At 60.7% G+C, this 12428-nt stretch carries 7 protein-coding genes; 5 read left to right on the forward strand and 2 right to left on the reverse strand.

Going from position 1 to position 12428, the window contains the following annotated elements:
- Positions 1-28: 28 nt before the first annotated feature.
- Both BLW36_RS11665 and gshB read right to left on the reverse strand, forming a co-directional pair.
- Positions 29-937: an energy transducer TonB gene (locus tag BLW36_RS11665; protein WP_091388450.1), complete on the reverse strand. Its 909-nt coding sequence runs from the start codon at positions 935-937 to the stop codon at positions 29-31.
- 61 nt (positions 938-998) lie between these two features.
- Positions 999-1955, reverse strand: a complete 957-nt coding sequence (gshB, locus tag BLW36_RS11670) for a glutathione synthase (RefSeq protein WP_091388452.1) — start codon at positions 1953-1955, stop codon at positions 999-1001.
- A 352-nt stretch (positions 1956-2307) separates the two neighbouring features.
- Here gshB and pilG point away from each other — a divergent pair, with 352 nt between their 5' ends.
- The 5 genes from pilG (at position 2308) to BLW36_RS11695 (ending at position 12383) form a co-directional block, all read left to right on the forward strand.
- On the forward strand, positions 2308-2703 hold the full coding sequence (pilG, locus tag BLW36_RS11675; RefSeq protein WP_067084389.1) for a twitching motility response regulator PilG: 396 nt from the start codon (positions 2308-2310) through the stop codon (positions 2701-2703).
- 226 nt (positions 2704-2929) lie between these two features.
- Positions 2930-3292 carry a twitching motility response regulator PilH gene (pilH, locus tag BLW36_RS11680; RefSeq protein ID WP_091388454.1) on the forward strand — a complete coding sequence of 121 codons (363 nt, stop codon included), beginning with the start codon at positions 2930-2932 and terminating at the stop codon, positions 3290-3292.
- 16 nt (positions 3293-3308) lie between these two features.
- A complete protein-coding gene (locus BLW36_RS11685; protein WP_091388456.1) occupies positions 3309-3848 on the forward strand; it encodes a chemotaxis protein CheW in 540 nt (179 codons plus the stop codon).
- A 161-nt stretch (positions 3849-4009) separates the two neighbouring features.
- On the forward strand, positions 4010-6154 hold the full coding sequence (locus BLW36_RS11690) for a methyl-accepting chemotaxis protein (RefSeq protein ID WP_091388458.1): 2145 nt from the start codon (positions 4010-4012) through the stop codon (positions 6152-6154).
- 145 nt (positions 6155-6299) lie between these two features.
- Complete coding sequence (locus BLW36_RS11695; RefSeq protein ID WP_244506222.1) at positions 6300-12383, forward strand: Hpt domain-containing protein; 6084 nt, start codon at positions 6300-6302, stop codon at positions 12381-12383.
- Positions 12384-12428: the final 45 nt, after the last annotated feature.

The following is a 12428-nucleotide window of genomic DNA, read 5'->3' on the forward strand; positions in this document are numbered from 1 at the left end:
ATCGGGTTGCGGGCGCAGAATGGAAAGTTTAGCCGCGCTTGGGCGTCTCTCCGGCGGCGGTGGAAAAGCCGGTCATCTCGAAGCGCCAGGTGCGGATGATTTCCAGTCGATCGGCTTCCTTGCGGATTTCCGCCGGGAAGGGGGCGAAGGGCGCGGCCAGGCGCACGATTTGCTGTGCGGCGTCATCGAGGACGCGCTCGCCGGAGGATTCCAGGATGACCACTTCTTCCACCGCGCCGGTGGGCAGCAGCCGCACCATCATGCGCAGACTGCCGGTGATTTGGCGCTGCAGAGCCTCTTCGGGAAAGTTTTCGTTGCCCACCGCCTCGACCTTCTGGCGCCAGTCGTGCAGGTAGGCGGCATCGGCGGAGGCCTTGGTTGCCACCGAAGTCAGCCGCCGCACGCGCGGGCGCTGGGCGATCGTCTGGCGGATCTTGTCCAGCCGCGCCTGCAGGCTGGCAATTTCCGGATTGGTCATCGGTAGATCGTTGGGGGCGTCGCCGCGCTTTTCCTCCGACGGCTTGTCCTCGGCGGGCAATTCCGGAGCCCGCTGCGGGCTGTCGCCAATGGTCGTCACCAGCTGGCGCCGTTGCTCCGCCGGGCGCGCTGTCTGCTGTTGTGGCAGCGGATTCACGTCGCGGATCACCGTATCGGCAATTTCCGCACGGCGATTACTGGACAGTTCTTTCGGGGTTTCGGCGGTGCCGCTGGCCTGCTGGTTGTGCTGGGCCAGGTAGTCGGCGTCTTCGGGGGCCTGGGCGGTGTGGTGTTGCGCCAGTGTCACCTCCAGTGTCGGCGGCGCCTGTCGCCCTTCGGGGGCCGCAAAGGCGACACCGAAAATCACCAGCGCGTGGAAGGCGCAGGCGAGAAACAGGGCGAACACGAAGCGATCGTGCTGGGCGGCCTGGAGCTGCGTGGTGTTGGCGGTGGAATTCATTGTTCGTTATTTGTGACTACTGCTTATGTTCCGCTCAGCCCGCTGACTGCGGCCGCCCAGTTTACCCTTTTTGCGCCAGTCGGTCTGTGATGGCGCTCATCAGTTGGCCGCCAATATCGGTGCCGAATGCGGCGTCGATCTCGCGTACACAGGTGGGGCTGGTGACGTTAATTTCGGTCAGATATTCACCGATGACGTCCAGGCCGACGAACAGGAGGCCCCGCTCTTTCAGTGCCGGTGCAACCTGTTCGACAATCCAGCGGTCGCGGTCGGTCAGCGGGCGCGCCTCTCCCCGGCCACCGGCGGCCAGGTTGCCGCGGGTCTCGCCGGCCTCGGGGATGCGTGCGAGACAATAGGGTACCGCTTCCCCATCTACCACGAGAATGCGCTTGTCGCCGTTCTTGATCTCCGGAATATAGCGCTGCCCCATGATCTGCTTGCGGCCGTGCTCGGTGAGCATCTCCAGGATCGCGCCCAGGTTGGCGCCGTCCGGTTTGCAGTGGAACACGCCGCTGCCACCCATGCCGTCGAGCGGTTTGAAAATGACATCCCGGTGCTGGAAGTGAAACTCGCGCAGCTTCTGCATGTCGCGGCTGACGATCAGCGGTGGGCAGCACTGCGGGAAGGCGGTGGCAAAGATTTTCTCGTTGCAGTCGCGCAGTGCTTGCGGCTTGTTCACCACCAGCGCGCCTTCGCGCTCTGCGGCCTCGAGTATATAGGTCGAGTAGACGTACTCGTTGTCGAACGGCGGGTCCACCCGCATTAGGATGGTGTCGAGTTCGCCGAGTGGCAATTCTGCCACCTCTCCCACCTCGAACCAGCGCTCCGGGTTGTCAAAAACCTGCAGCGGGCGGCCACGTCCCATGGCGCGGCCGCTGTCCAGATACAGGTCGCCCTGTTCAAAGTAGAACAGCTGAAAACCACTGCGTTGCGCGGCTTGCAGCATCGCCAGCGTTGTATCCTTTTTAAATTGAATGTTGGCGATGGGGTCCATCACCACACCGAGGGAGTAACTCATAAAGGTATCCGTACTGGTTGGAAATTCGCGATCACGTGCTGCGACTTGTCGGGCGTGCGGTGGTTTATCGAGCAGATCGCGGTAGATAAGGTAAGAGCAGCCCGCCGCCGGTGCAACTGTCTAACGGCACCTGTTGCCAGCCTCGAAAAGAACTGGTGATAAAATGTACTGTGTCGCCGTATTCCCACCGCCTTTGGTAGATTCACTGTGGGTTCTGTGATAAAAGTTCCTTCCTATGTGCGACCTTGGCCAGCCGAGGCGTCCAGACCCTGCAAGTGGTTGAACAAAGGGCACTAATGACAGCACTTTCAGGTGTGCCCGAAAATAAGTAATCAGGGGATTCAATATCACTATGGAGCTCAACTGGGAAAGCCTGACGGTGATGGTGATCGACGATAGCAAGACGATTCGTCGCACCGCCGAGACGCTGCTGCAAAAGGCAGGTTGCACGGTTGTCACCGCGACTGACGGTTTCGATGCGCTGGCAAAAATTGCCGACTCTCGTCCGGACATTATTTTTGTCGACATCATGATGCCGCGCCTGGACGGTTACCAGACCTGTGCGCTGATCAAAAACAACAGTGAATTCCGCTCGACGCCGGTCGTTATGTTGTCGAGCAAGGATGGTCTCTTCGATAAGGCGAAGGGGCGCGTCGTTGGTTGTGATCAATATTTGACCAAGCCTTTTAGCAAGAGCGAATTGTTGGGCGCAATTTCTGCGCATGCCAAGCCCCATCATGCGGCTTGAGTGGTAAGCAGAGTTTCTGCTGGGGCTGCACGGGCATAGTCTGGCCTTAGTCACCGGTCGCGGTGACAAAAAACAGAAGTCCCGTCCACTTACCCTCTGGGGTCGGCTGGCGGGAGAAGCAACTAAGAGTAAGTGAGTGATTGCCGCTCGCTAGAAACGACAACAAACCGCTACAGCGCTGTTATTGCCGGAGCTGTAGCGAACGAGAAAATGTCGCGGGGGACAAATGGCAAGAGTATTAATCGTCGACGACTCTCCAACGGAAACACACAAGTTGACCACGATTCTGGAGAAAAATGGTCACGCCGTTATCTCGGCTACCAATGGTGAGAATGGAGTGGATGTCGCGCGCGAACAGCGCCCCGACGTGATCCTGATGGATATCGTGATGCCGGGGCTGAATGGCTTCCAGGCTACCCGCCAGCTGAGCAAGGATGGCAATACCGCCGGAATCCCGATCATCATGGTCACCACCAAGGACCAGGATACCGATCGCGTCTGGGGTATGCGCCAGGGCGCTCGTGCCTATCTGACCAAGCCGGTAGAGGAAGGTAAGTTGCTGAGCGCCATCGAGGAGGTGTTGGCCTAGCGGCCAACGCAGACGAGTGCAGTCACAGAGCCCCTATCTCGCACTGGTTGATATTGCCAGGCGTGCCAAGGCGCAGGCCGCAGGCCTGCCCGGTCGTCAGGAGGTAAAGCCTTACTGGACTGGAATCGGTTTTTCCCTGTTGGGCCACCGCTTTGTCGCCTCGATGGACGACGTGGTGGAACTGCTTGAGGTACCCCAGTATACGTTCATTCCCGGCGCTCAGCCTTGGGTGCGCGGCGTGGCCAATGTGCGTGGCCGCCTGCTGCCGCTGTTCGATCTGGCCGTTTTCTTTGGAGGTCAGCTCAGCGGCCCACGCCAGCGTCGACGAGTGCTGGTGGTCGAACATGAGAAAATCTATGCCGGTTTGATTGTTGACGAGCTGCACGGCATGCAGCATTTGGCGCTCGAGTTTGCCAGGGAGGCGCCCGGCGATCTGTCGGAGCCCTTTGCGCCGATGGTGAGCGGCCAGTTTGCATTACAGCAGGATCGCTGGCTGGTGTTCGATATACAGGCGTTGATCAGCGATTTTCAGTTTATGGATGCCGCGGCCCATTGATGGGGTGCGGCATTCTGGTTTTCCCCGGGGAAAAACTCCGGGTCGTCCGCAGACAGTGTGCTTAGTCGCACATTGGTGGTGAGGGCCGGCTCGGGCTAAGCGTTAATTTAAGTGGTAATAAAAAGAATTGGCCTGATGCACAGGTCCGCCAGGAGTAAACTATGAAAACAGGCTCCCAGAGTTCCTTTTCCGCGCTGCGCAGTAACCCTGCAGCGTTGTTTATGGGTCTGCTGGTACTCGCCACACTGGCGGGGCTGATTGTCAGTATCTACCTGGTCCAGACCCAGGGCGACCGCGATAAAGAGTACCTGCAGCAGGTCGCCGAATTGCGCGCGTTATCCTACCAGGTCGTGTCATACGCACCGGCGGCTACCGCAGGTGACGAAGAGGCATTCGCCGAGCTGGAAAAAGTTATCGGCCAGATGTCCAGCACCTGGAACAAGCTGCAGGGCGCGGATGCGGACACCCGCCGGGCATTGGAATCCGAGCTGGCTGCCTACGGCCAGATCTGGCGGCAGGTGCGTGAACAGGCCGACACGATTATCGGCAACAAGGACTCCATCATCTTCCTGAACGATGTGGCCAGCACCCTGAACGATTCGCTGCCGGAGCTGCAGGCCGAGCACAACAACATCGTGGAAATCCTGCTGGCCAACAACGCCCCGGCCAACCAGGTAGAGCAGGCCCAGTTGCAGGTGTGGCGCGCGGAGCGTATCGGCCGGAATATCGACAAGATGCTGCAGGGCGGTGATGACGCCGAATCTTCTGCCGACCAGTTTAATACCGACGCCAGCCTGTTCGGTAAAGTCGTAGAGGGCATGAAGAGCGGTGACGTGGTGATGGGAATCTCCCGCGTAACCGATGAAGAGGCCCGCCAGTCCCTGGACGAAATTACCGAACTGTTCGAGTTTGTAAGCTCCTCGGTGCGGGAGATCTTCGAAGCTACTCCGGCACTGTTTGCCACCCGCCAGGCAGCGGACGGCATCATCGCTTCCTCGCCACAGCTTCTGGAATCTTTGAGTACCCTGAACGACCGCATCGTAAGCCTGTCCGGCGAACGCCAGCCGAACAACCAGACCATTGCCATCATCGCCGGTGTGTTCGTACTGTTGATCTTCGGCATGATGATTGCGGCCTTCTCCGGTACTCGCCGCAGCCTGCGTGAAGAGTCCGATACCAATGAACGCAACCAGCAGGCCATTATGCAGCTGCTGGATGAGCTGGCTGACCTGGCCGACGGTGACTTGACCACTTCCGCGACGGTAACCGAGGCCTTCACCGGTGCGATCGCCGACTCTATCAACTACACCATCGACCAGCTGCGGGTGCTGGTATCGCGGATTAACGGCGCGGCCCAGGAAGTATCCGGGCTGTCCCAGGAAACCCAGCAGACCGCCCTGCATTTGGCCGAGGCATCCGAGCACCAGGCCCAGGAAATTGCCGGAGCATCCGCGGCCGTGAACGAAATGGCCGTGACCATTGACCAGGTATCCGCCAACGCCGCTGAATCGGCCCAGGTAGCGGAACGCTCGGTACAGATCGCGAGTAACGGTGCCAAGGTGGTACAGAACACCATCAAGGGCATGGATACCATCCGCGAGCAGATTCAGGACACTTCCAAGCGAATCAAGCGACTGGGTGAATCCTCCCAGGAGATTGGTGACATCGTAAGCCTGATTAACGACATTGCCGACCAGACCAACATTCTGGCACTTAACGCTGCCATTCAGGCGAGCATGGCTGGCGACGCGGGCCGCGGCTTCGCGGTGGTTGCGGACGAGGTACAGCGCCTCGCGGAACGTTCCGCCGCAGCGACCAAGCAGATTGAGGGCCTGGTAAAAGCGATTCAGTCGGATACCAATGAAGCGGTTGTCTCGATGGAGCAGACCACCACCGAGGTGGTGCGCGGTGCCCGCCTGGCACAGGACGCCGGTGTTGCGCTGGAAGAGATCGAAACAGTATCCACCAACCTCGCATCGTTGATTCAGAACATCTCCAACGCGGCCCGCCAGCAGGCGTCTTCCGCGGGCCATATCTCCAACACGATGAACGTGATTCAGGAGATTACCTCGCAGACTTCCGCTGGTACTCAGGCTACCGCCCAGTCCATTGGTAATCTTGCCAAAACCGCCAACGCCCTGCGCGAATCCGTTGCCGGCTTCAAACTCCCGGAAGAGGAGACCGTCGAGGACAGTGGCGATCTGTACGATGTCGAATTGCCGGAAGTGGGTGAAGAAGATTTCCCGCTACTGGACGGTGAAGAAAGCGATACCCGCGAAGCACGCGACGACCGGGCCCTGGCCTGATCTCCGCAACAGCATTCGATGTCCGGTGCGACCAGCGTGGCACCGGACAGGTGGCGGCGCACGAAATATCTCCCGGTGCCGGTGGACCGCAATTCGCGCCGGGAGCATTGCGCCCGCGTACAGACTGAATTACTGAGGACTTGGCGTGAGTCACGACAATCCGAACTTCCTGGCCCTGGACTGGCTAACGGGCGAAATCAATGAGGCGCTGGCGCAGGCGCGCCAGCTGCTGGAAACCTTCGCCGCGGATTCCGCTGCGGACATGGCGCCGCTGCAATCCTGTCTGGAGCTGATCCACCAGGTCCACGGCAGTCTGCACATGGCCGAACTGACCGGCGCCGCGATGCTCGCGGAAGAAATGGAGCAGCTGGTGCAGGCTCTGGCCGGCGGGGAAGTCGAGAATAGTGACGAAACCCGCGAGTTCCTGATGCGCGCTCTGCTGGAGCTGCCGCTGTATCTGGAAAAAGTTTCCTTCCAGCGCCGCGACAATGCGGTGCTGCTTCTCCCTCTGCTGAATGATCTCCGTGCGGTGCGCCGCGAGCGCCTGATCACCGAAGGTGCGCTCTTTTCGCCGGACCTGTCTGCGCTGGAGGTTGCCAGTGGCAAACGTCAGCCGCTGACCGCCGATAACGCCAAACTGCAGGATCTGGTGGGCAAGCTGCGCAAGATGTATCACGTTGCCGGCGCGGGCCTGATTCGCGACGTTAACAGTGGTGAGAGTCTCGCGTACCTGGTTAAGGTGACCGAAAAAATGACGCTGCTGTACAGCGGCAGCCCGCGACAGCCGCTGTGGCAGATACTGCTCGGTATCTTCGAGGCTATCGGCGAGCACCGCATCAGTGTCCTGCCGGCGTTGCGCCAGCTATTGCGCCGGATCGATGTGGAATTCCGCCTGCTGCAGGGCCGCGGCGCCAAAGTGCTGGATGCGGGATTGGACCGCGACCTGGTGCGCAACTTACTTTTCTACGTATATCTGGCCGGTCCCAATGGCCCGCGCTGCAAGTCCCTATACCATCAGTTTGCGCTTGACCAGGCAGTGCCCGGCACCCCCCGCCCCGATACCGAGGATGCCCTAGCCATGGGGCCCGAAGCACTGGGCATGGCGGTCGCGGCATTGCGCGAGGAGCTGCAGCTGGTACGTGAGGCGCTGGAGCCGAGCGCCGCCGGCAGTGAACGGCCGCCGCTGTCTGACACCGCCGCCATTGCCAAGCGGATGGCCGATACCCTGGGCGTGCTGGGCTTGGAGAATCAACGCGGCCGCGCCCGCGCTATCTACGAGTGCCTGCGCGATGCTGCTCGCGGCGGCGACGTCGATGATCTCCTGATGCAGGCCGCCGGTGATCTGGTGCAGCTGGATTCCGTGCTGGCGTCGACGATGGTGCGCAACAAAAAGGATGACAGCGATCAGCCGCTGATGGGCGACGCAACCGATACCGTTTTGCGTGAGGCGCGCTTGGGCCTGGAGGCGGTCAAAGAGGCGGTGGTCGAATACATCGCCAGCCACTGGGATATCAGCTACCTGAATCGGGTGCCGGAGAGGCTGCAGGAAGTTTGCGGCGGTCTGGACATGGTCGGCTATAGCCGCGCCGGCGAAATCGTTGGCGCCTGCAAACGTTACATCGGTGAACAGCTGATCGATGCTGCCGAGCAGCCGGAATGGAAACTGCTGGACACGCTGGCGGATGCAATCACCAGCGTCGAGTACTATCTCGAGCGTCGCGCCGACGGCATCGAAGATGCGGACATGCTGCTCGCCCTGGCCGAGGACAGTGTCGCGACCCTGGGCTTCGCAGTCACCGATGAGACGCTGGTAGCCGCGGCGACCAACAGTGAGGCTCCGGCCGACCATCAACAAGACTCCGGCGCTGCGGACGAAGCCGCGGCACTGGACGGCGATTTCACTGAGCTGGAACAACAGGCACCGGCGTCCCCAAGCGAAGCCGACACGGAAGAAGACCGCTGGTTTGCCGTCACAGAGAGTGCAGAGCCGGCGGCGGAAGAGGTTCGCGCGTATGCAGAAGTCGAGCCTGCGCCCTCTGTAGCCGCCCCTGATGAGGCGCCTGCAGCTGCGGTAGCCGAGGACGATGACAACCTGATCGATGACGAGATCATCGAGATATTCCTCGAAGAAGCCGCCGAGGTTCTCGAAACCATCGGCCACTATTTCCCCGAATGGGCCGCCAACTTTGCCAACCAGGAGGCGTTGATAGAATTTCGCCGCGGTTTCCACACCCTCAAGGGTTCTGGCCGCATGGTTGAGGCGCTCGAAATCGGCGAGCTGGCCTGGGCCGTGGAAAATATGCTCAACCGCGTGATCGACGAGACCGTCAAGCCACAGCGCGCGCACGCGGAACTGATTGAACAAGTGCGGCAGAAGTTGCCGTCGATGATTGAGGGCTTCCGCCTTGGCAGTGGCGATCCCGAGCCGGAGCGCACGGCACAGCTGGAGGGCTGGGCCCAGCAGCTGTCCCGCGGTGAAGTGCCCGCAGATATGCAGAGCCTGTCCGCGACGGATTCAGCGTCAGCGGCAGAGTCGGACCCCATCTCCGAAGCTGACGACAACGATCAGTTATGGGAAATTTTCGCGCAGGAAGCAGAGACTCATCTCGACACGGTTGAAGAGTTCCTCGCCGATATGCGCGCAGCTGCGCCACTATACGGCGTACCTTCCGATCCGCTGCACCGGGCGTTGCACACTCTGAAGGGCTCCGCGCACATGGCGGAAGTTACCGTGGTGGCGCAGTTGGTGGCACCCTTGGAGCGTTTTGCCAAGGAACTGCGCACCTATCAGGTGCCGATCGATGCCGATATCTATGAGCTGATCAGCGACGCTGCCGATTACGTGCGCGAAGTCCTGCATCAGATCCGCACCGGCCGGGAGCTGGTGATCGAAAAATCGGAACAGTTCCTCGCCCGTGTGGCTGAGCTACAGGAGCGCGCTGTCGGCCACCTGATCCGCGAACGCGAGGCAAATGAGCCCAAGGCGGTAGATCCACAGTTGCTCGCGGTCATCATGGCCGATGGTATGAAGGTGCTGCTGGATGCGGATCAGATGCTGAACCAATGGCGCTCGCGGCCCGGTGATAAATCATTGCTGACTCCGGTTGCCGAGGAACTCGATGTACTGCAGGAGGCGGCGAGCCGTGCACAGCTGCCGACGCTGACCGAGCTGTCCCAGTTGCTCCTCGATGTTTACCGCAAGGTTATTGATGGCCAACTTGAGGAAGAGCCCGCACTGTGGGCCGCGCTGGAGCAGGGGCACAACGAGTTGCTCGACCTGATCGATGCGGTGGCCGCGACGCAGGACCTGCCGGAAGTCAGTGAGGCGGTGGGTGAGGCGTTGCGCTATCTGGCGCAGGGTGAAGGTACCTCGACCGACGATGATGACTACGACTGGTCTGAGCTGGGTATCGATAGCATCGATCTGCCGACCACTGACGAGACTTCGGTGGAAGACGCTGGTAGCAATGACTCTGACTCTGACTTTGGCGAGCTGAGCTTCGATGACCTGGTAAAAACCGAACAGCGAGACGATCTCGAATCCTTCACCGCCGAACCCACTGAGGTCGAAGCGCACGAAGAACAATCGCCCGGAATTGACACTGAGCTCTTCGAAGAGCCGGTCACCCTGGAGGCTTCAGTTGGGGCCCCAACAGCAGAGAATCTAGAGACCGCAGCAGCTGCTCCGGCTGATAAAGAGCTACAGAAGCTGCTGGCGGAAATTGATCCGGATGTTGTCGAAGTATTTATGGAGGAAGCCGGTGATCTGACCGACGAACTGGAAGAGTCGATCCAGGCGTGGGAGCAGGCACCGGACGACCGCAGTCAAGCGGAAGCCCTGAAGCGCGTGCTGCACACCTTCAAGGGCGGTGCGCGCATGGCTGGCCTGATGGGGCTGGGCGAAGTGGCACACCGATTTGAGACAGTCATCGAAGGTATGCAGGGCAGCGCCCAGCCGTCGGCAGAGTTTTTTGCCGATGCGCATGCGATTTACGATCGCATTGCCGGCGGTGTGGAAACGGTGCGCGCTTGGATGAGCGGTGATCAGCTGGATGCCTTTGCCGAACTGCTCAGCAGCCATTGGGCGGACGAACAGCTGGCAGAGGATGCCAGCCCGGTGGACTATGGTATCGACTCCCGCGACCTGCCGCCGCCGGAGGCTGTGCAGAGCGCGTCCCTAACCGAACTCGAGGCGGAATTGCCCGCAGACGAGCCGGCTGGGGAAGCCGGTGAGGCCGTCGAAGCACCGGCGGCGCAGTTGCCGCAACCCGCGCCGGCGACGCCCGCAGCGGAAGGCGGTAACAACGTCCTGCCGTTCATCCGCAAGAAAAATGGCGTTGGCCAGCGCGAGTCCGGTGCGCCATCGCGCGGTCAACCGCAGGAGATGGTGCGTGTCGCTGCCGAGCTGCTGGAGGAGCTGGTAAACCTCGCCGGTGAGACATCGATCTCCCGTGGCCGCCTGGAAGAGCAGGTGAGTGAGTTTGGCCTGGCGCTGGACGAGATGGACGCCACCCTAACGCGCCTGAACGAACAGCTGCGTCGTCTGGATATGGAGACCGAGGCCCAGATCCTGTTCCGCCAGGAGCAGCTGGCCGAGCAGGATGACAACTTTGACCCGCTCGAAATGGACCGCTATTCGTCCATCCAGCAGCTGTCGCGCTCGCTGCTGGAATCCACGTCCGACCTGCTCGAGCTGCGCAACACCCTGGGTAACAAGGCTCGGGATACGGAAACTCTGCTGCTGCAGCAGTCGCGGGTGAATACCGAGCTTCAGGAAGGTCTGATGCGTAGCCGCATGGTGCCCTTCTCGCGCCTGGTACCGCGCCTGCGCCGTATCGTGCGGCAGGTCAGCGCCGAGCTGGGCAAGCAGGTGGATCTGGTGTTCTCCAACGTGGAGGGTGAGCTGGACCGATCCATGCTCGAGCGCATGGTGGCACCGCTCGAACATATGCTCCGCAACGCCGTCGACCATGGTATCGAAATGCCCGAGGAGCGTGTTGCCGCTGGCAAGCCCGAGCGCGGCCGCATCAATGTGGCGCTGGCGCGTGAGGGCAGTGAGGTTGTCCTCAATATCAGCGATGACGGCGCCGGTATCAATTTGATGAAAGTGCGTCAGAAGGCCGTGGAAAACGGTCTGATGCGTCCGGATGCCGAGCTGTCCAACAATGAAATTATGCAGTTCATCCTGGAGGCCGGTTTCAGTACGGCCGATGCGGTGACGCAGATTTCTGGCCGCGGCGTCGGCATGGACGTGGTGTCCGCCGAAATCAAGCAGATCGGCGGTACCGTGCATATCAATTCCCAGGCGGGTCGGGGTACTGAATTCGTCGTGCGCCTGCCGTTCACCGTTTCGGTCAACCGTGCACTGATGGTGAAGATCGGGGAGGATCTGTTCGCTCTGCCCCTCAACACTATCGAGGGTATCGTGCGGCTGAGTCCTTTTGAGCTGGAACACTATTACCGCTCCAGTGATGCTCGCTTCGAGTACGCCGGCGAACCCTACCAGGTCAGCTACTTCGGCACGCTGCTGCAGTCAGAGGCGCGGCCGAAGCTGAGCGTCGAGGACATGCAGCTACCGGTACTGCTGGTACGTTCCGAGGGCCATGCGATGGCACTACAGGTGGATGCGATCATGGGCAGCCGCGAAATCGTCGTGAAAAGCCTGGGGCCGCAGTTTGCCGCGGTGCAGGGCGTTTCCGGCGCGACGGTTACCGGTGACGGCACGGTGGTGGTGATTCTCGATGCCCACGCATTGTTGCGCCGTCAGGCTGCACAGCTGGCGCGCCCGGAGGTACCGCAGCTGCAACTGGAGCCTGTACCGGCGGCACAGCCGGAGCCGGCAGAGCGTCAGCTGTCGGTAATGGTGGTGGACGACTCGGTAACCGTACGTAAGGTAACCACGCGCTTCCTCGAGCGGGAGGGGTATCTGGTGACTACCGCCAAGGATGGGCAGGACGCGGTGATTCAGCTGCAGGATCACATTCCCGATCTGATTCTGCTCGATATCGAGATGCCGCGCATGGATGGCTTCGAGGTGGCGCGCCATATCCGCTCCAGCAGTCGTCTGCGGGATATACCGATCGTGATGATCACTTCGCGTACCGGTAAAAAACACCGCGATCACGCGATGTCGCTCGGCGTGAATCACTACCTGGGCAAGCCCTACCAGGAAGAGGTGCTGTTGGCGGCGATTCACGAATACACCGGCGAATCGGCGGTAAGTGGTTAGCAATCGGTAATTTTGTCCGGAAACCTATTAGCGGATAATCAACGC

It is taken from the genome of Microbulbifer marinus (genome assembly GCF_900107725.1).
Lineage (GTDB): Bacteria > Pseudomonadota > Gammaproteobacteria > Pseudomonadales > Cellvibrionaceae > Microbulbifer > Microbulbifer marinus.